This window comes from Pullulanibacillus pueri, from assembly GCF_014639255.1.
Classification (GTDB): domain Bacteria; phylum Bacillota; class Bacilli; order Bacillales; family Sporolactobacillaceae; genus Pullulanibacillus; species Pullulanibacillus pueri.
The window spans coordinates 1-20,664 of the sequence record NZ_BMFV01000010.1; the positions used below are offsets into that span (position 1 = coordinate 1).

Genomic DNA, 20,664 nt, shown 5'->3' on the forward strand with positions numbered 1-20,664 from the left:
TATACAAAAAAATACCTGTAGGTGAAACACTCTTTTTCAAGTGTCCTACCTACAGGTACCATTTTAGCAGAGCCACCTCTTTTTATTTTTATTTTAGTGCTATTTCATGATGCAACGTCCCTTCCCCCTTCAGAAAAACAGGGATCGCTTTTTACATCCCATTTTATTTGAAGAAGTCTTAACAAGGCTCTTTTCTTGAAGAGTGTTGCTTTTCTCAAGTCATGGACTTTAGAATTCGAAAGAAATTCTGACGTAACCACCGCTACAGAAATACACTCCGCTTTCCTCGGACGGTTGGTGCGCCTCTTGATATTTTGTTTCATGAGCTCCCTGTTACATCTCAATCTGTATCAATAGCAACAAACAATGCAAATTGAACCAGAATTAAAGGCTCTTTATGGACCCCTACAATTGTCTGAATTAAGATAGGCATCAAACAAAAAACAAGGGATGGGAAGTCTCCCAAGCCCTTGCTGTTATTGGTTTTATTAGAGTTATATTATGGCGGCCCCGAGAGGATTCGAACCTCCGACGCACGGTTTAGGAAACCGACGCTCTATCCCCTGAGCTACGGGGCCAATTAAAAGACACCTTTACATTATACAAAACTTAAAGTCGTTTGAAAAGGGATCTTCCCAATAATGAATAAACCTCTCTAACAGAGAAAAGCAGTCCCTAAGGACTGCTTTATTTAGTCAAAAATTATAGTTTAGTCACATTTGCAGCTTGTGGTCCACGGCTACCTTCAACAATTTCAAATTCTACTTCTTGTCCTTCTTCTAAGGCTTTGAAGCCTTCTTCTTGGATAGCGGAATAGTGTACAAAGACATCATTTCCACCTTCAACCTCGATGAAACCATAGCCCTTTTCTGCGTTAAACCATTTTACTTTACCGTTTTGCATCTTAATCCTCCTAAAACCTTGCGCCCTGTGCGCCTTGAGATCTAACCATTTACCACTTACATAAAACCTTAATAAGTACAAAACCTCCATCAGAAGTGCAGGAGGTAAAAACTACTCCACTTCCAACGAAGGTTTTTCATTCTTACTCCGAACTTATATAAATTAGTAAAATGGTTGACCTTAATTTACCATAGGGCTAGAGATATGTCAAGACTTAGAATAGTTTATACATTTCATCTTGTAAAGCCTTACATAACGGATGATGCCCCATTTTTGCAGCTAAAATCTTAGATATTTCCTCATAGTACCATTTTTGTTCTTGTTTTCCTCGTTTGAATTTCTCCCACAGCGCTTCTCCATACTGTTCAAATTCAGTATTCATGGATCTCAGGTTATGTATCTTATCGGCACAAATAATGGAGCAGACCTCCTCTGAAGCGTGTTGAAGTGTATCTATTGTGTGCTGCTTCCGTTCCTCCCATACTTTCGATTTATCAGGTTCGGAGCAAGTCTTCACATAGTCAGCAACAGTTTGGCCAAATGTTTCTAAGAGTTGATCGTAAGTGGTCTCCGTATCCTCAAGAGTATCATGAAGTAAACCCGCGATGACCACAGCTTCAGAACAACCCGCTTGCACCAAAAGCATTGCCACTCCAAACGGATGGGAAATATAGGGGACCTCTGAAGCTTTTCTTTGTTGGCCTTCATGTGCTTTTGCAGCAAAAGCAATCGCTATGTCTATATTCGTTAACCCTGCCATTTATTTCACCTCTTTTCAGTACTTCCTGCACTCATTCTACCATGCTAAAATAGTAAAAGACTATGGCCATCCAAACGGATGTGTCCTGAAAGTAGGGATTGAATTGATTAGTACACCTTATATAGCTGTAGAGGGTCCCATTGGGGTGGGGAAAACAACCTTAACACGGGCAATCGCCCAAAGCTTCCACTATACATGCTATGAAGAAGTTGTTGAGGAAAACCCTTTTTTAAAGGCTTTTTATGAAGATATAGAAAAGGCAAGCTTTCAAACAGAGATGTTTTTTCTTACGCATAGATTTGGTCAGCTTGAAGAAATTGAACAAAAGCACCAGGCAGGTCTCCCGATTGTTTCGGATTATCATATTTTCAAAAATAAACTTTTTGCTAGTCAGACCCTTAAGCCTGCTCATTACAAAAAGTTCTCCGCCATTTATGAAATTTTGACAAGTGACCTTCCCAAGCCTAATGTCCTCATTTACTTGGAGGCTTCTTTGGAAGAATTACTTAAACGTATTAAGAGAAGAAATCGGGAGCAAGAGGAACATTTATCAGTAGATTATCTAAAGCAATTGGTCGCCTCTTATGAAGAATGGATCCCTTCATTTGCCACAAAACATCCTGATGTCCTTTTAATTACAATCGATACCGATCATTTAAATTTTGCGGATCATCCTGAAGACTTACAACACACACTGACTATGATTAAAGAACGGATTCAACAAGGAGTACTTGAATGAAGAAGACAGCCATTAAAGAAACCTTCCCTAAGAAAGCATTGATTACTGTTGCAGGGACGGTAGGTATCGGAAAATCAACTTTTGCTAAAGGGTTAGCTGATTGTTTAGGTTACCAAACGTCTATGGAAAAGGTGGAGGGCAATCCATATCTCGATAAATTTTATAAAGACTTTAAACGCTGGGCTTTTCACTTACAAATTTATTTTTTAGCTGAACGTTTCAAAGAGCATAAACGGATCTTTAATGCGCCTTTCGGTGTTGTCCAAGATCGCTCGATTTATGAGGACACAGGCATTTTTGCTCGTATGCATTATGAAAAAGGCAATATGACAAAAATGGACTTTGACACCTATGAAAATCTTTTTGAGGCCATGGTGATGACACCTTATTTTAATGCTCCCGATGTCTTAGTCTATCTTGAAGGATCATTTGAGCAAATTCTCAATCGCATAAAAGCTCGTGGACGAGAAATGGAAAAGCAGACGCCTATCGCCTATTGGCAGGAAATGTTTGAGCGCTATGATGCTTGGATCAATACCTTTGACCAATGCCCTGTCATTCGTGTCAACATTGATCAATATGATCTCCATCATGATCCTAACAGTCTTTATCCTATCATCGAAAAAATTGCGTCAACCATAAATAAATAGAAAAAAGGGCCTTCGGAAATGAGGGACCACTGAAAAACATGAATTTGATATTTAAATGCAGAAAATATACTCGCTTTCCGCGGGCGATCCGCGAGCCTCCTCGGGGCCCGATATTATGTGCTTTGCGGGGTCTCGCCTGGCTCGCTGTTCCCGCAGGAGTCTCGCATATTTCTGCAATTCTATTCTTGAATTTTACTTTTTCAGTGACTTCGGAAATGAAAGGCCCTTTTTATTTTAAAAGTAGGAAAGAGTAAGATCTTGGGTCGCCACAGGCGTCCTCGTTTTGTACATCTTTTCTAAAGGCAATCAAAAAAACCACTCTATAAAAGAGTGGCTTTATCTCCAAATTCATGCGTGTGTTTTAATAATAATATGGCGGAGGAGGAGGGATTCGAACCCCCGCGAGCCGTGAAGCCCCTGTCGGTTTTCAAGACCGATCCCTTCAGCCGGACTTGGGTACTCCTCCGTATCGGACTGATAACTATATTATCACATCCTTCTACAAGGTGCAAGTCCATCTGTTATAGTCGTAATTATACAATAATTCAAGGTTGCCCCTATCACTCATTCTCTGATTGACCTAGACTAAAACCGTTAAAGAGCCTCCCACCATATGGAGCGAGCAAAGCTTCAATCCACTGGATGACCTTTTGTTTATTCTCCTCTTTATAAAAGCAATCAAAGGCTTTCGAAAAGTCTTCTGCAACTGCTGGGTTGTAGCGCCATAATGCCCGGAAGATCCACTTCCCGCTCCCAATCCATTGCCTATTTGTTCGTAAATAAAACTCATGAGCTCGTGCTGCAAGCTCTCCAGCGATAAAAATAGCCTCATTTCTTTTCCTCGACCCCTCAAAGTCATCAAGAAGATCACTGAGCTCATACTGCTTGACCTTAATTTCATCATCAGTCCAAGGCAGAGGCCCTTGTTCTAACAAAGCCGTTGCCTCTTCTTTTAATTTTTCAGCCCCTTGCTTGCCTCTAATCACGCGTCCCTCACTCACCATTTGCGGTAAAGAAGGTCGAGCCCTCAAGCAATCCTTTTCAAAATACTCTTGGTAAGAGCGCCAATTATGGACAAATGCCTCTACGGGATAGCCTTGATAGGTAAAGGACTCACGATAGGCTGAAGTAAGCTGTGGGATCATCAGAAAAAGATCTAAATCGGAATGTGAGGTGGCTTCACCTCTTATAAAACTTCCTGCAAGTATGGCCACTTCACATCGAGGATATCTCTCAGCAATGAGCGTTTTGACACTTTTAAGGATCGCCTCCATGACTTCATTTCCTCCTAACTACTCCCCTTTTATTTTAAAGGAGCGGTGATTCCTCTTGAGAAACCACCGCTCTTTAACCATTACTTTTTCTTTGCTTCTATCTTTTCTAAACCTCTCATGTAAGGCCTTAAGGCTTCCGGAATAACCACACTGCCATCAGGCTGTTGGTAATTCTCTAGGATAGCCGCCATGGTCCTCCCGACTGCTAAGCCAGAACCATTTAAAGTATGAACAAATTCTGGTTTTTTCTTAGAGCCCTCCTCACGACGAAAGCGAATGCTGGCACGACGGGCTTGATAGTCTTCACAGTTACTACAGGAAGAAATTTCACGATAAGTATTATAACTTGGTAACCAAACTTCAATGTCATAGGTTTTGGCCGATGTAAAGCCCATATCTCCTGTACAAAGCGTGATGACTCGATAAGCCAGGCCTAATTTCTTGAGCACATTTTCAGCGTGCCCCGTGAGCTTTTCCAAGGTCGCATAGGAATCCTCAGGTTTTACAAAGTGCACAAGCTCTACCTTATTAAATTGGTGCTGACGAATCAAACCACGAGTATCACGTCCAGCCGAACCTGCTTCAGATCTAAAGTTAGTGCTATAGGCACAGTAAGATTTCGGTAGGGCTTCACCGTCTAGGATTTCCTCTCGATGATAATTTGTCACCGGCACTTCCGCAGTTGGACTTAAGAAATAATCCTCTTCCCTAATTTTAAAGGCATCCTCTTCAAACTTAGGCAGTTGTCCTGTCCCAATCATACTTGTACGGCTCACAAGATAAGGAGGAAGGACTTCTTCGTAGCCATGCTCCTCAGCATGTACATCCATCATAAAATTAATGAGCGCACGTTCTAAACGCGCTCCTAGCCCTTTGTAGAAAACAAAACGACTCCCTGTCACTTTTGATGCGCGCTCAAAATCAAGGATACCGAGTTCCGTACCAATTTCCCAATGAGGCTTAGGTTCAAAATCAAAGCTTGGAAGCTCTCCATCTTTACGGACTTCAACGTTATCATTTTCATCCTTCCCAATAGGGACACTTTCATCAGGCAGATTTGGAATCGAGAGCATCAAGTCCTGAAGCTCTTCCTCAACTGCTTTCAATTTTTCATCAAGGGCTTTAATATTGTCGCCAACCTCACGCATTTCTTTAATTAAATCCTCAGCATCTTCTTTGTTCTTCTTTTTTTGGGCAATTTCTTGAGAGACTTCATTACGGCGAGCCTTTAGAGCCTCCGTCTCTTGAATTAAATCCCGGCGCTGACCATCAATCTCTGGAAAACGGTCAAAAGCACCTAGATTCCCTCCCCTTGTGCTCAATCTTGCTTTGACTTCTTCATAATTGTCTCTAACCATTTTAATGTCTAACACCATTGACCCTCCAATTTTCGTTATAAATAAAAAACTCCCGTCCCCAAAATAAAGGGACGAGAGCACCCGCGTTGCCACCCTGATTATTTATTACCAAAAGGAATAAATCTCTTAGGAAGATAACGGATTCACCGAAAATGCCTACTGAATACAACATTCATTCAAATCGTTCAACATTTTGTCTCCGGGATGGATTCATCACACACTTTGAGCGGTTCGCACCAACCACCGCCTCTCTTCACAAAGCCATGCCATTACTTTTTCCCTTCATCGAATAAGGTTTGATATCGTTGTTAAAATAATTTACTCTATTCCTTTGAAAAAAGCAAGCCTATATCTTAACGTCCTCACACTGATCGTTTCTTGTTGTCCAACAATAGTGCAACTAGACCTGTACCTTCACCTTTTGGGACTAGCCTATTCTTTATATGCTCTAACCATGTCATAAAAATAGTGATGAAAACGATAATCGTTCGTTAATTCTGGATGGAAGGCACATGTTAAGAAATGCCCTTGTCTTGCGGCCACAATCTTATCCTCATATACAGATAGAACTTGGACATCTTGTCCAACATTGAGAATATAAGGCGCCCGAATAAAGACACCCATGAAATCATCAGCTACACCTTCTATTACAAGCTCAGCTTCAAAACTGGCCACTTGACGACCAAAGGCATTCCGTCTCACATTAATATCCATCAACGCTAGGTGAGGGCCCTTTTGCCCTTCAATTTGCTGGGCCATTAAAATGAGACCCGCACAAGTCCCAAAAACAGGGTGCTGTTGAGCAAAGGCTTTGATCGGTTCAAATAATCCATATTGATCGAGTAAACGACGCATGGTTGTACTCTCCCCACCAGGAATAACTAAACCGTCTAACCCCTCAAGATGTTCTATCTTTTTGACAATAGCAACCTCTGCCCCCGTACTTTCTAAGGCCCAAACATGTTCTCGAATTGCTCCTTGAAGTCCTAAGACACCTATCTTTATGCTCATGTTATCTCACCTTTTTATTTGCTACGATCCTGCATACGATCACTCGCGCTGAGTGTCGACATCTCTAACCCCTTCATTGCTGTGCCTAGGCCTTTAGAAAGCTCGCCAATTAACGCGTAATCTTCATAATGAGTAGTTGCTTCCACTATAGCCTTAGCAAATTTAGAAGGATTATCCGATTTAAAAATACCAGAGCCTACAAAAACACCATCAGCACCTAATGCCATCATAAGTGCAGCATCTGCTGGGGTAGCGACGCCACCGGCAGCAAAGTTAACAACAGGCAAGCGCCCCTCTTTTTTGATTTGTAATAAGATTTCATAGGGAGCCCCATGCTCTTTAGCCTCAGTCATGAGCTCGTCATCAGAAAGGCTAGTGATCTTTCTAATTTGAGATTGCACAAGACGAAGGTGATTCACCGCTTCGACAATATTTCCTGTACCAGGTTCACCTTTGGTTCGAAGCATAGACGCGCCTTCGCCAATTCTGCGCGTGGCTTCACCAATATCACGACAACCACAAACAAAAGGCACCGTAAAAGCTTTCTTATCAATATGGAAGCGATCATCTGCAGGTGTAAGTACTTCACTTTCATCAATGTAATCGACACCCATAGCCTCAAGAACACGGGCTTCAACAATATGACCAATACGTGCTTTAGCCATAACAGGAATAGAGACAGCATTCATAACTTCTTCCACAATCCGTGGATCAGCCATTCTCGCTACACCACCGGCAGCGCGAATATCAGCAGGTACTCTTTCCAATGCCATGACTGCTACTGCACCAGCATCCTCAGCTATCTTTGCTTGCTCTGCATTAACGACGTCCATAATGACGCCACCTTTTTGCATCTCTGCCATACCTCTTTTAACTCGATCTGTACCAACTTGTGCCATCTAATATTCCTCCCTACTTTTCTTAGCTCTTCTTACTACAATTTGAGTAAAACCTTCCTAGAAGGAAGGCTTCACACTTTTATTTAGAACCAACCTTTCACTAAATCAACAGCACCGGTAAAAATACCTGAAATAAAGTGCCCGATAGAACGAAGGGTCAATACAAACCAATTGGATTTTTGAACATCTTCTTTAGCAACAACATCTATTTTTGGTGCATTATACAAGTAACCGTAATTATGATCCCCTGTATTTTCTAAAGTAATATAACCTACCTTTTGTCCCTTTTTAACAGGAGCTGTTAATTCGCCATCCTTATTAAGCAAGGATTTATCTAAATGTAATACTGTTTTATATTTGCCTTTATCACTATTATCTATTGGTAAGGTGACGGCATCTTTTACTTCAATATCGACATGATCTTGCTTCCCTTTAACAACTGGAAGGGACTTTTTGTCTTTAATGCTTGCCCCTTTTTTAAGAATGCTTTGATCAGAGGTTTGTTTAAAGCCATAATCATAAAGCTTTTTCGTCTCTAAAAAACGTGCAGATTCTGATTCAGTGTGCATTACGACTGAGATAAAGCGGCGGTTGCCTTGTTTTACAGTTCCTGTGAAGCACTCACCGGCAGCATCTGTAAAACCTGTTTTTAGTCCGTCAACTCCAGGATACTTATATTCTCTCATATTGTCGCCAAATCCCGGCAACATATAGTTATAGTTGGTCATATGCTGTTTTTCACCAGGACCACCAATAAAATCTTTTTCAGGAATACTAGAAACTTCTAGGGCCTGAGGATAATCCGTGACAATATGATAAGCGAGTTTAGCCAAAGAGCGAGCAGAAACCATGTTCGAGTCATTAGGTCCCCCTGCAGCGATGGCATCGCCTAGGTCAACATTGTCTAAACCTGAACTATTAATAAATTTAGCGTCATCCATGCCTAAATCTTTAGCCGTTTTGTTCATCAACTTCACAAATTCTGTTTCACTGCCACTGATTTTTTCAGCGAGGGCAACTGCTGCCGCATTTGAGGAAAAAATCGCAAGGGCTTCATACAAACTTTTCACTGTATAATCATAATCTGTACGTAAAGACACCCCAGAAAAATCTGTGTTATGGGAGAGATCTGATGCCTTTTGGCTCACTCTAAAGGTGGTATCCCATTTAAGTTTCCCATCCGCCACTGATTTTTGTACAAGGTATTCTGTCATCATTTTAGTCATACTGGCAGGTGGCAGCATTTCATCAATGTTTTTAGCATAAAGAATTTTACCAGAATTAACATCCACTAGAATGGCGGCTTTAGCATTAATTTTTAATGGGTCATTGGTTGCTGCCGAGGCAGATTTTGGATGAAATAAAGTGGCCACTAATAAAAAGAGCACCAAAGATAGAATAAAAGAATGTTGAATATATTTTCTAACGTTCACAAACGTTGCACCTCCGAATATCATTACAATCGCTATTTTATCATAGAAATGGGAGAGGGGAAACTTGGATAATATTGGCTAAACATTTCAATACTTCCCTTCTGATTTACAGTAAAAAAAGCGGCAAAAAAGAGCTCACCGCTTATAGGTTATCCCTATTAAATTTATTAAATCTTTAACGGGAATAATTAGGTGCTTCTTTTGTAATCTGAACATCATGAGGATGGCTTTCCACCAATCCAGCATTCGTAATCCGCGTAAACATGGCTTTTTCTCTTAAGTCATTAATGGTAGGTGTGCCACAATAGCCCATTCCCGAACGAAGCCCACCGATGAGTTGATGAATCGTATCGGCAAGTAAGCCTTTATATGCGACCCTTCCCTCAATCCCCTCAGGGACAAGCTTCTTCTGATCTTCTTGAAAATAACGGTCTTTACTTCCGCTTTCCATAGCACCGACAGATCCCATGCCGCGATAGACTTTGTATTGTCTGCCTTGATAGATTTCTTTTTCCCCAGGACTTTCTTCAACACCTGCGAGAAGACTACCAAGCATAACAGCATGTCCACCTGCCGCAAGGGCCTTGACCATATCACCAGAAAACTTGATGCCGCCATCTGCAATGATTGAAATGCCATGTTTATTGGCCTCTGTTGCGCAATCATAGACAGCTGTGATTTGTGGAACACCAACACCAGCCACGACTCGAGTGGTACAAATTGAGCCTGGACCAATGCCAACTTTAACGACGTTGACGCCTGCCTCAATTAATGCGCGAGTAGCCTCAGCTGTTGCCACATTCCCCGCGATGATATTCAGTGCAGGATAAGCGTTACGAATTTCTTTAACCTTATCAAGTACCCCTTGGGAATGACCATGGGCAGTGTCAATGACAATGGCATCAACACCTGCATGAACAAGCTTTTCAACGCGTGTCAGACAATCATTAGTGACACCTACGGCTGCTGCAACGAGCAACCTGCCTTGATCATCTTTTGCGGCATTCGGAAATTCAATGACCTTTTCAATATCTTTAATGGTGATCAGACCTCTTAAAACACCTTGGTCATCTACTAAAGGTAATTTCTCAATTTTATTTTTTTCCAATATCTTTTCTGCTTGTTCAAGTGTGGTTCCAACAGGGGCTGTGATTAAATTTTCCTTCGTCATGACTTCTTCTATCGCAATGGAATAATCTTGAACGAAACGGAGATCGCGGTTGGTGATAATGCCAACAAGATGCTGGTTATCATCGACAATAGGAACACCTGAAATACGATATTTACCCATTAGATGTTCGGCATCAAAAACCTGGTTTTTGGGGGTTAGAAAGAAAGGATTGGTGATCACACCACTCTCGGAGCGCTTGACTCGATCCACCTGCTCTGCTTGTTCTTCAATCGACATATTTTTATGAATAACACCTAAACCACCTTGGCGCGCCATCGCAATCGCCATTTCAGCTTCGGTTACGGTATCCATACCTGCACTGATGATCGGAATGTTCAATTTCAATGTCTTTGTCAATTGGGTTTTAACTGAAACATCTTTTGGCAATACTTCAGATTTAGCAGGTAGTAATAGAACATCATCGAACGTTAGTGACTCTTTTTTGAATTTGTCTTCCCACATTTTCATATCACCCCGAATTTTTAATAAGTGTTTAAAAGAAGGATACTCTCATGCCTTCTTTTAAAGACACACGGTTCATCCGAAAAATATTATTGATAGCTTATCAATCGGGTATTTAACTGTCAAGATAACCTGTAATTGTTCCATTTTTCTAAACAATAGAAAGGAGAAAACCATGGATTATCAAACAGTATGGGCTCCCTTTTTGCCGTTTAAATCTGTGAATTTCACACAAAAATTTTTAAGAGCCCTTTATGAAAAAAATAAAGTGGACGAACCGCTTTCTTATAGCTATAAAAACGGATATACCTTTTGTTACTATATTGACCATGGAAGGAAATTTTATCAACAAGCTGAAAGTGCGCCTTATGAAATTAAGCCGGTGTTATTATTTTATGGAGCTGTTCAGCTTATTAAGGCTGTATTATTAAGTATCGACGAAAAATACCCTCGAAATACGGAAGTCCTTGCCCATGGGTTGTCCACGAGAAAACGCAAAAGTCAAAACTACGAGTTTTCTCAGGATACGGTACATATCCAAAAACGGGGGTTGTTTTCTTATACCGCCCAAACATTATTTCACCTAGGCGATTTAGAGGGCCTCAAATTTAAAATGGAAGACCTTATGATGAGAATCCCAGATATGCAGCAGCTTTTCTTACAAATGCGGGAGAGGATAACATGTCGCCCTATTACCAAGCAAAATGATTCAACTTATAAAACTTCTCAAGGTATTCTTGATGACCTCCACATGACATCTCAACGCTTTTTTCAGTTTTTGGATGGGGATCTGGTCCCTGTCGAACGAAACCCTACAACAGAACTCTACTTCAAGTTTGCCAATAAAAGGGGGTTTTCATCGCTTTTCTATATCCAAAAGGATCTTTATGGGCATTATTATCTTCCTAGTTTCAGAAAAGGATTTTTTGAACTTCCAGAGCTATTGGTACACTTAATTCTACTTTATAATTTGAGTATGATCAGCCGATATGAAACAGAATGGTGGAGTGATCTCCATCTCCATCACACTTCTATCGATCTCCCTTTTATTCATCGCTTTATTGACCTTACGCCTTTGAAATTTCCACAAATGATTGCCGAACACCTCTCACTAAATAGAGAGAATATCATCAATAAATAGATCTTTATGGTCCTTTAAAGAAAGGGTTTGCTCGCCCTCCATTCTGAGAATGGGGCGAGTAGGATCATTAGTATCTACGTAAATAATTTCCCCTACCTCCTGATTTGTGAGCCTGACCTTTGTCCCAATTGAAACATGAAGCACATCTTCAAAGAAACAACGAACGATTCGAGAATCGTATTTACTAAATCGGTCGTTTTTCAAAGACTCTAATGCCTTATATAAAGGGTATTTCGGATGATGGGGCCTTGAACAAATCATAGCGTGAAAATAATCAACAACAGCGATGATCTTACTATATGGATGTAATTGTGTCCCTTTAATTCCGAGAGGATAACCACTGCCATCTTCTTTCTCATGATGCTGCAAGACACCCAGTAATATCCCTTCGTGAACCCGTGGGTCTTTCTTTAACATTTGATACCCAAAAACAGGATGTTGTTTAAATTGTTTGATATCATAGTCATTTAAATCTGTCATTTTTTTCAGAAGTCTCGGTGGGAGTTTAGCCAGCCCGGCATCCGCTAACAGACCTGCGAAGCCTATATCGAGAACAGCTTTGGAATCATATTTTAATTTTTTTGCCAATAAAGCGGATAAAAGGGCGACAGAGACTGAATGATGATAGAGATATTCCTCCTGTTGACAATAATGATAAAGGGTTAATGCCTGTTTTGGATCCTTAATGAAAGTATGGATTAATGGGGAGAGCATCGTTTTCATTTCTAAATAGGCTACCGCTTGCCCTTTTTGCCAGTTCATAAATTGCTCTTTAAACAAGGTGACAGCCTCTAAGTAGTCTTCTATAGCCTCCGAATGAGTAGTACTTATTGATCGGTCATTGGTTTCCTTCTCTACAGCGTCTCGCTTGCGATGGCTAGGATGAAAGGGCGCTCCATGATTTAAAATCTCTTCAACGTCAATGGCCTGAATATTAAATGCCTTAAGAACTTCAAGGTGTAATGGGGTTAAAACCGTCTTTTTAGGCATAATCGGTTTCTCTGACTTAGAAAACACATCAGAACGCAATATACACCCTTCAAGTACATCGCTAAGATTCACCTTCACTGTTTGCCACCTACTTCGTCATTTTAAAAACCTTGTTCAACTGGTGATACGATAGTGTAAAAGAGGGAACCAAGTCTTTCTTGATTCCCTCTTCTTCGCCTTTAAAGAGGCGGTTCTTTGTGCCAAAAATGTATAAATCCTTACTACTTTATGGCCTTTACTTTTCTATTTCATTTGGATGGTTATTCATCTTCAGAAGGGTTGCTAGAAGGATCGTTGACTTGATCTGAAGCTTCTACTTCCTCTTCGTTCTCAACCTCTGGGTCACTGTCAATTCGAGCTACTGTAGCGACACTATCCCCTTCTGAAATTCTAATTAATTTAACACCCATCGTATTCCGTCCTAGACGGGAAATTCCAGCGACGGCGGTTCGGATAATAATCCCTGTCGTTGTTATAATCATAAGGTCTTCGTCATCCCTTACCGTTCGAAGGGCCACCATATCACCCGTTTTATCGGTAATATTACATGTTTTAATCCCTTTACCACCGCGCGTTTGAATCCGGTACTCTGGCGTTGCTGTTCGCTTGCCATATCCTTTTTCAGTCACAATAAGAATCTCTTCGTCCTCTTCAATAATGCTCATACCGACAACCTTATCATCATCTGAAAGGGTAATAGCTTTAACCCCTGCTGCAGTCCGTCCCATTTCTCTAACATCTGTTTCATGGAAACGAATCGCTAAACCTTTTTGTGTCCCCACAATGACTTCTTTATCACCACTTGTTAATCGCACAGAAATCAATTCGTCCTCGTCTCTTAATCCAAGGGCAATCAAGCCACCTTTACGAATATTCGAGAACTGTGAAAGTGAAGAACGCTTAGCAATCCCTTTCTTCGTCACAAAGAAAAGGAACCAATCATCAACAAAATCCTCAATTGGAAAGACAGCCGTAATATATTCACCTTTTTCAATTTGAATCAGGTTAATAATCGGAATCCCTTTTGCTGTTCTCCCAAGCTCAGGAATTTCATAGCCTTTTAATCGGTATACTTTCCCTTTATTCGTAAAGAAGAGAACAAAATGATGCGTATTAGTCGTAAATAATTGTTCAACAAAGTCATTTTCGTTGGTCCCCATCCCTTGGATCCCACGACCACCGCGATTTTGATTCTTATATGTGTCGATAGGCATACGCTTGATATAACCATTATGCGTGAGTGTGATCACGATATCTTCTCTAGGAATTAAATCCTCATCTTCAATCATATCAAAGCCAACAGTAATTTCTGTCCTGCGCGTATCATCATACTTTTCCTTGATTTCGATTAATTCTTCTCGGATGATTTCTAAAACCTTTTCTTCATCCGCTAAGATGGCTTTTAATTCAGCAATAAGCTTAACGAGCTCTTGATACTCATTTTCAATTTTATCTCTTTCTAGTCCTGTTAACCGTTGCAAACGCATATCTAAAATGGCTTGTGCTTGATCATGAGACAATTGATAATTTGTCATCAAGCCTTCCCGCGCGATATCCGTTGTTGCAGAACTTCTAATAAGACTGATGATCTCATCAATGTGATCAAGAGCAATCCTTAATCCTTCTAAAATATGAGCTCTAGCCTCAGCCTTTTTAAGCTCATATTGCGTACGTCTTTTGATCACCACTTTTTGATGTTCAAGGTAATAAACAAGACATTCTTTGAGATTAAGGACACGAGGCTGTCCATCAACAAGCGCCAGCAAGTTAATCCCGAAGCTTGTTTGTAAGGCTGTGTGTTTATACAAATTATTGAGAAGGACATTCGCATTCATATCTCGGCGAACCTCGATGACGATCCTCATCCCGTTCCGATCAGATTCATCTCGAAGATCACTAATACCCTCAATGCGTTTATCTCTGACTAGCTCTGCAATCTTTTCAACGAGCTTCGCCTTGTTCACTTGATAAGGAAGCTCCGTTACAATAATCGTCTCTTTCCCATTTGCTTCTTGCTCAATATTTACCTTTGCTCGCAGGATAATGGAACCCCTACCCGTATGATAGGCCTTCCTTATCCCTTCACGCCCTAGAATACTCCCTGCCGTAGGGAAATCAGGTCCTGGAATATATTCCATTAATTCATTAATTTCAATATCAGGATTTTTAGAAAGCGCGAGTATACCGTTAATGATCTCTCCGAGTTGATGAGGAGGGATATTTGTAGCCATCCCGACCGCAATCCCCGAAGCCCCATTTACAAGTAAATTAGGGAACCTTGCGGGCAAAACAACCGGTTCCTGTTCTGAGCCATCATAGTTATCTTTATAATCGATGGTATCTTTCTTAATATCTCGAACAAGTTCCATCGAGATTTTTGACATTCTGGCCTCTGTATAACGCATCGCAGCCGCCGAATCTCCGTCAACAGAACCAAAGTTACCATGACCGTCTATCAGTTCATAACGATAACTAAAATCCTGCGCCATACGAACCATTGTTTCATAGACAGCCGAATCACCATGAGGGTGAAATTTACCGATAACTTCCCCTACAATTCTTGCTGACTTCTTATAAGCTTTATCGGACGTCATGCCCAGCTCATTCATCGCATATAATATGCGGCGATGCACAGGCTTTAACCCATCTCTCACATCCGGAATCGCACGACTAACAATAACACTCATTGCATAGTCTAAAAAGGACGTTCGCATTTCTTGGCTTATATTTATTGGTTTAACACGTGGTTGGTTATCAGACATTAAAAAGCCTCCTACCTTCATGTGTTAATCAATCCTTCATGATTGATTAACACACATGCCCTCAACGGACATCCTCTTAAATATCAAGATTTTCTACATATTTAGCATTTTCTTCGATGAATGCTCGTCTTGGTTCAACTTTTTCACCCATGAGAACCTCAAAGACTTCATCAGCCTCCATCGCATCCTCTAAACTCACTTGAAGAACTAAACGGTTTTCAGGATCCATTGTTGTTTCCCAAAGTTGATCAGGATTCATTTCTCCCAAACCTTTATACCTTTGGATACCTGGCTTCGGTGTTGCGGGGAGTTCCTTTAAAATTGTCTCAAGTTCTCGATCATTATAGGCATACTCAATCCTTTTTCCTTGAGACACCTTATATAAAGGCGGTTGGGCAATGTAGACATACCCTTTTTCCAACAACTCCCGCATATGGCGATAAAAGAAGGTGAGTAATAGCGTACGAATATGAGCGCCATCAACATCCGCATCCGTCATAATAATCACTTTATGGTAACGCGCCTTTTCAATATCAAAGTCACCGCCAACACCGGATCCAATAGCGGTGATCATGGCTCTTACTTCGGCATTAGAAAGAATTTTATCTAAACGGGCCTTCTCTACATTTAGAATTTTACCTCTCAAAGGTAAGATGGCCTGAAAGTGACGATCACGTCCTTGTTTAGCTGATCCACCAGCAGAATCACCCTCAACAATATAAAGTTCAGATATCGTCGCATCTTTCGAGGAACAGTCTGCTAATTTACCAGGTAAAGAGGAAACTTCTAACGCTGATTTTCGCCGCGTTAACTCCCTAGCCTTTTTAGCAGCGGCACGTGCTCTAGATGCCATTGTTCCTTTGTCAACAATGAGACGCGCGGTATTTGGATTTTCAAATAAGAATCGTGAGAAAGCTTCAGCAAACAAGGATTCAGTAATGGTCCGTGCCTCAGTATTTCCTAATTTAGTTTTCGTTTGACCCTCAAATTGAGGATCAGGATGCTTAATGGAAATGATGGCTGTTAAGCCTTCTCTCACATCTTCACCCGTTAAATTAGGATCACTCTCTTTGAAAATTTGGTTTTTCCTCGCATAGTCATTAATGACACGAGTCAAAGCCACTCTAAAGCCATACTCATGGGTTCCACCCTCATGCGTGTGAATATTATTCGCAAACGAATAAATCTGACTGGTATAGCCATCGTTATATTGCATCGCGATTTCTACAGAGATTTCATCCTTTTCGCCCTCAATATAAATAGGTTCTTCGTGTAAGGTTGTTTTTGTTCGATTCAAATATTGAACAAAGGACTTTATACCACCTTCATAGTGGTATTCTGCTTTTCTTCCATTTTCACGCTCATCATTTATACTAATGCGGATGCCTTTATTGAGAAAGGCAAGCTCCTTTAAACGAACAGCGAGGGTATCAAAATCAAACTCTGTCGTTTCTTTAAAGATCTCTTTATCAGGGATAAAATGAATCTCTGTGCCATGCTTATCCGTATCACCAATGACTTTTAAGTCAGCAGCGGGTACACCACGGTGATATTCTTGATAATGAATTTTTCCATTCAGATGGACTTTGACCCACATCGTTTCAGATAAAGCATTCACAACAGAGGCACCAACACCATGTAACCCCCCAGAAACCTTATAGCCACCGCCACCGAATTTCCCTCCAGCATGGAGGACAGTCATAATGACTTCAACAGCAGGACGCCCCATTTTTTCTTGTATACCTACCGGGATTCCGCGTCCATTATCGACAACGGTGATTCCGCCATCCGTGTTAATGGACACCTTAATTTCATCACAATAACCTGCCAATGCTTCATCAATACTGTTATCAACAATTTCCCAAACAAGATGATGCAGGCCTTTCCCACTGGTTGATCCAATATACATACCAGGACGTTTACGAACAGCTTCAAGACCTTCTAGGACTTGTATTTGTGTTTCATCATAAGCATGTTGATTTAGTTCTTCAGACAATTAATCCACCTTCTTCTTTCCAGGTAATCACAATGGTACATCGCTTTGTTCTACGGAGAATTTATTGAGTTTTGGGAACGTTTCTTTAACGTGGCCGGAGAAAATGGTGAATAATAAATGGAATCATTCGTAAGAACAACGGCTTTTGTTAGTTGTTGACCAACCTCTGTAAACTCTTTATTTTCAAGGGATGTTTTAATAAACTGCTGATTATTGGCATCGTTTCGAAAAAGGTCATAATCAAAAATAGCGATAACTTCATCGGTTCGAATGATTGTATCCTCGCCTAAGTTAATGAACATCAGCTACACTCCTATCACTTTTCTCGGATAATATCCCCTTGGCTGACTTCAAAAGACCTTGCCTGTTGCATCATTTCATGATCAATAGCGTCCGTATTTGTGGTTGTTACAATGGTTTGGACGCGTTCTTTAAAAGTTGATAATAAATGTGTTTGCCGTCTATCATCTAATTCACTTAATACATCATCGAGAAGTAAAATAGGATATTCACCTACTTCGTTATAAATGAGTTCGATTTCTGCAAGTTTTAGTGAGAGTGCTGTTGTGCGTTGTTGCCCCTGTGACCCAAAAGTTTGTATGTTTTTGTCATTCACTATGAATTTGAGGTCATCACGATGAGGACCAATTAAGGTATTGCCACGATCAATTTCTCTTTTTTGATTTTGATCGAAAGCCTTTTCATACACCTTCTTTAGCCTAGACAAATCCATCTCTTCTGATACGTCAACAGTGCTTGATAAATAGTGAATATCAAGGTTTTCACAGCCATGACTGATACTTTTATGAATAGGCTGTGCCCATTCCCTTAAAAGCTTAATAAAATAAAAGCGTCGATGCGTAATATCAGCGACCAACTCTATCATCTGCTCTGTTAAAACTTCCAACATCGTTGTTGAAGGGTTGGTTTGCCTGGAAAGGTCCTTTAACAAGGCATTTCTTTGTTGGAGCACCTTCTGAAATTCTGACAGTCGATGGAGATATAAGGGCTGAATTTGTCCAATCTCCATGTCCACAAAGCGTCGCCGATGACTCGGACTATCTTTCACGAGTCTTAGGTCTTCTGGGGCAAATAAGACCACATTACATAAACCCACGTATTGACTTAACTTTTTCCGTTCAATATGATTCGCCTTAGCTTTTCTACCTTTGTTATAAATAGTTAACTCTAAAGGAATCGTTCCACTATTCTTTTTTACTCTACCATCTATTTTAGCATATTCTTGTCCCCATTGGATTAATTCTTTTACATGAGGTGTGCGATGAGATTTTGCCATCGCTAAAACATAGATAGCTTCTAAAAGATTAGTTTTACCTTGGGCATTTTCCCCAATAAAAACATTAATAGACTGCGATAAATCAATAGATGACCGTTCGTAGTTACGAAAATGCTCGACTTGAATTGTCTCTAAGTACAAAAGGGGCTCCCCCTTTAAATTTTACTCTATAATTTTAAAGTCTCCGTGCCCCTCAATAAAAATTTCGTCACCAGCGCGGAGTTTTCTCCCTCTTCTTGTTTCCTGTTCGCCATTAACCTTAACGACATACTCTGAAAGAAACCATTTTATTTGGCCCCCCGTCCCAATAATACCTTCTGACTTCAACACTTGCCCTAGTGTCATAAATTCTTGATTTTCCCTCAATTGTATCAATTGCACGAATGTAACATCCTTTGTCAGTATTTTTAGTTTAAAAATATTGAGTTCCTCTTTCTATTCTAACTCTTTCTACACCATTTGATGAGTCATAATCTTACTTTTTAGTGACCCCGAATAGTAAAGAAAAGGCCTCTTGAGAATGGGAGGCCTTTTAAAGAGCTTAAATAAAAATGATGACAGTCAGTCCACTTTGTTAATTGGTTCTTACCGGAAGAATGAGCATTAAAATATCCTGTTCATCTACAGGTCGAATTAAGAAGGGGCGCATAGCACCAGTGAAATTAATCTTTATTTCAGTCGCGTCAATTTTACTTAATGCGTCCATCATATATTTCGCACTAAAAGAAATTCGGATTTCTTCGCCCTCAATACTTTTAGTACTCACATTTTCAAAAACCCTACCAATTTCCGTTGATTGTGACAGAATCTCAATCGTATTGTCATTCAATGTTTTTAGTTTTACAACGTTATTTCTTTCTTCTCTTGCTAATAAGGAAGCCCGGTCGATCGCTTGTAAGAAAGACTTTGTAGATAATATAACCTCTGTTTTCGATTCCTGAGGAATGAGTCCTTGAGTGTTAGGGTAATTGCCTTCTAACAACCGAGAATAAAATTGCAGATGATTTGATTTAAATAAAATTTGGTTATCCGTAATAATAATTTGGACCCAATCTGAACCCGAGTCATCTAAAATTTTTGCTAAGTCACTTAAACTTTTTCCAGGAATGATGACATTGCTCTTTTCAAGATTATCCTCGGTTTCAATGCTAATGGTGCGCATTGCCAAACGGTGACTATCTGTACTAACACAGGATAATTTACCATTCTGGATATTCCAGTTTACACCTGTCAATACCGGACGTGTTTCTGAGGTGGACACCGCAAAGACTGTTTGTTTAATGACATGTTTTAAAACATCAGTTCGAATGTTAAATGAATTTTCCTCTCGAATTGAAGGAAGATGCGGATATTCTTCAGCATCTTGTCCATTAAGATTAAATTCACTTGAACCCGAGGTTATTCGAGTCATTAATCTCGAGTCCACTTCGAGATCCACTTGATCTCCAGGTAATTTTTTTACGATATCTGAGAAAAAGCGGGCTTGCAGAACAATTTGTCCTGGAATGTCGACCGTTGCATTTTCTATTCCGTTTTCTTCAAGAGGGATAAAGGATTGGATAGAGACATCGGAATCACTACCTGTTAGCTCAATGCCCTCTTTTGACGCAACAAATTTAATCCCTGTAAGGATAGGAATTGTTGTTCTTGAAGAAACGGCTTTTATTACATGATTTACATTTTCAACAAGTTTTTCTCTAGAGATTGTCACCTTTAACTGAAGATCTGAATCTACTGATTCGGAATGAATAAAATCTTCCAATGCAGGTGCCTCCTTATCATATATTTTATTTAAAAAATATAGTAGTAATAGTAGTA

18 protein-coding genes, 2 tRNA genes and 1 other annotated feature are annotated in these 20,664 nt (G+C 40.2%); of the genes, 3 read left to right on the forward strand and 17 right to left on the reverse strand.

What is annotated here, in order from left to right; genetic code table 11:
• Nucleotides 1–502: 502 nt before the first annotated feature.
• From IEV91_RS08010 to IEV91_RS08020, 3 genes are all read right to left on the reverse strand, one after another.
• Nucleotides 503–578, reverse strand: a tRNA-Arg gene (locus tag IEV91_RS08010).
• Nucleotides 579–702: 124 nt separating this feature from the next.
• The gene (locus IEV91_RS08015) at nt 703–903 is read right to left on the reverse strand and encodes a cold-shock protein (protein ID WP_188496909.1); all 201 of its coding nucleotides are present in this window, start codon (nt 901–903) and stop codon (nt 703–705) included.
• Between the two features lie 214 nt (nt 904–1,117).
• Complete coding sequence (locus IEV91_RS08020) at nt 1,118–1,663, reverse strand: HD domain-containing protein (RefSeq protein ID WP_188496910.1); 546 nt, start codon at nt 1,661–1,663, stop codon at nt 1,118–1,120.
• 103 nt (nt 1,664–1,766) lie between these two features.
• Between IEV91_RS08020 and IEV91_RS08025 the strand changes: the two genes are divergently transcribed.
• On the forward strand, nt 1,767–2,402 hold the full coding sequence (locus IEV91_RS08025; RefSeq protein WP_239541256.1) for a deoxynucleoside kinase: 636 nt from the start codon (nt 1,767–1,769) through the stop codon (nt 2,400–2,402).
• Nucleotides 2,399–3,052: a deoxynucleoside kinase gene (locus IEV91_RS08030; RefSeq protein WP_188496912.1), complete on the forward strand. Its 654-nt coding sequence runs from the start codon at nt 2,399–2,401 to the stop codon at nt 3,050–3,052. Before IEV91_RS08025 ends, IEV91_RS08030 begins: the two co-directional genes overlap by 4 nt.
• 373 nt (nt 3,053–3,425) lie before the next feature.
• Here the strand turns inward: IEV91_RS08030 and IEV91_RS08035 are convergent.
• From IEV91_RS08035 to guaB, 7 genes are all read right to left on the reverse strand, one after another.
• A tRNA-Ser gene (locus IEV91_RS08035) sits at nt 3,426–3,518 on the reverse strand.
• A 94-nt stretch (nt 3,519–3,612) separates the two neighbouring features.
• Complete coding sequence (locus IEV91_RS08040; RefSeq protein ID WP_188496913.1) at nt 3,613–4,326, reverse strand: nucleotidyltransferase domain-containing protein; 714 nt, start codon at nt 4,324–4,326, stop codon at nt 3,613–3,615.
• 80 nt (nt 4,327–4,406) lie between these two features.
• Complete coding sequence (serS, locus tag IEV91_RS08045) at nt 4,407–5,699, reverse strand: serine--tRNA ligase (protein ID WP_188496914.1); 1,293 nt, start codon at nt 5,697–5,699, stop codon at nt 4,407–4,409.
• A 49-nt stretch (nt 5,700–5,748) separates the two neighbouring features.
• Nucleotides 5,749–5,979, reverse strand: a binding site (T-box leader).
• 137 nt (nt 5,980–6,116) lie between these two features.
• Complete coding sequence (gene pdxT / locus IEV91_RS08050; protein ID WP_308420022.1) at nt 6,117–6,689, reverse strand: pyridoxal 5'-phosphate synthase glutaminase subunit PdxT; 573 nt, start codon at nt 6,687–6,689, stop codon at nt 6,117–6,119.
• 20 nt (nt 6,690–6,709) lie between these two features.
• Nucleotides 6,710–7,594 carry a pyridoxal 5'-phosphate synthase lyase subunit PdxS gene (pdxS, locus tag IEV91_RS08055; protein ID WP_188496916.1) on the reverse strand — a complete coding sequence of 295 codons (885 nt, stop codon included), beginning with the start codon at nt 7,592–7,594 and terminating at the stop codon, nt 6,710–6,712.
• An 83-nt stretch (nt 7,595–7,677) separates the two neighbouring features.
• A complete protein-coding gene (locus tag IEV91_RS08060) occupies nt 7,678–9,027 on the reverse strand; it encodes a serine hydrolase (protein ID WP_229745471.1) in 1,350 nt (449 codons plus the stop codon).
• 175 nt (nt 9,028–9,202) lie between these two features.
• Entirely contained in the window at nt 9,203–10,660 is a 1,458-nt protein-coding gene (guaB, locus tag IEV91_RS08065) for an IMP dehydrogenase (protein ID WP_188496917.1), read from the reverse strand.
• Between the two features lie 175 nt (nt 10,661–10,835).
• Between guaB and IEV91_RS08070 the strand changes: the two genes are divergently transcribed.
• Nucleotides 10,836–11,801, forward strand: a complete 966-nt coding sequence (locus IEV91_RS08070; RefSeq protein WP_188496918.1) for a YaaC family protein — start codon at nt 10,836–10,838, stop codon at nt 11,799–11,801.
• Here the strand turns inward: IEV91_RS08070 and IEV91_RS08075 are convergent.
• The 7 genes from IEV91_RS08075 to dnaN form a co-directional block, all read right to left on the reverse strand.
• On the reverse strand, nt 11,772–12,869 hold the full coding sequence (locus tag IEV91_RS08075; RefSeq protein WP_188496919.1) for an HD-GYP domain-containing protein: 1,098 nt from the start codon (nt 12,867–12,869) through the stop codon (nt 11,772–11,774). The two genes, IEV91_RS08070 and IEV91_RS08075, sit on opposite strands and share 30 nt — an antisense overlap.
• Before the next feature lie 182 nt (nt 12,870–13,051).
• Nucleotides 13,052–15,553 carry a DNA gyrase subunit A gene (gene gyrA, locus IEV91_RS08080; protein WP_188496920.1) on the reverse strand — a complete coding sequence of 834 codons (2,502 nt, stop codon included), beginning with the start codon at nt 15,551–15,553 and terminating at the stop codon, nt 13,052–13,054.
• Nucleotides 15,554–15,629: 76 nt separating this feature from the next.
• Complete coding sequence (gene gyrB, locus IEV91_RS08085) at nt 15,630–17,549, reverse strand: DNA topoisomerase (ATP-hydrolyzing) subunit B (protein WP_188496921.1); 1,920 nt, start codon at nt 17,547–17,549, stop codon at nt 15,630–15,632.
• Nucleotides 17,550–17,599: 50 nt separating this feature from the next.
• On the reverse strand, nt 17,600–17,851 hold the full coding sequence (gene remB, locus IEV91_RS08090) for an extracellular matrix regulator RemB (RefSeq protein WP_188496922.1): 252 nt from the start codon (nt 17,849–17,851) through the stop codon (nt 17,600–17,602).
• Nucleotides 17,852–17,865: 14 nt separating this feature from the next.
• Nucleotides 17,866–18,987: a DNA replication/repair protein RecF gene (recF, locus tag IEV91_RS08095; protein WP_188496923.1), complete on the reverse strand. Its 1,122-nt coding sequence runs from the start codon at nt 18,985–18,987 to the stop codon at nt 17,866–17,868.
• Nucleotides 18,988–19,008: 21 nt separating this feature from the next.
• Nucleotides 19,009–19,227 (reverse strand): S4 domain-containing protein YaaA, encoded by a 219-nt coding sequence (yaaA, locus tag IEV91_RS08100; RefSeq protein ID WP_373284410.1) that lies wholly within the window; start codon nt 19,225–19,227, stop codon nt 19,009–19,011.
• Nucleotides 19,228–19,420: 193 nt separating this feature from the next.
• Complete coding sequence (dnaN, locus tag IEV91_RS08105; protein ID WP_229745472.1) at nt 19,421–20,608, reverse strand: DNA polymerase III subunit beta; 1,188 nt, start codon at nt 20,606–20,608, stop codon at nt 19,421–19,423.
• Nucleotides 20,609–20,664 lie beyond the last annotated feature (56 nt).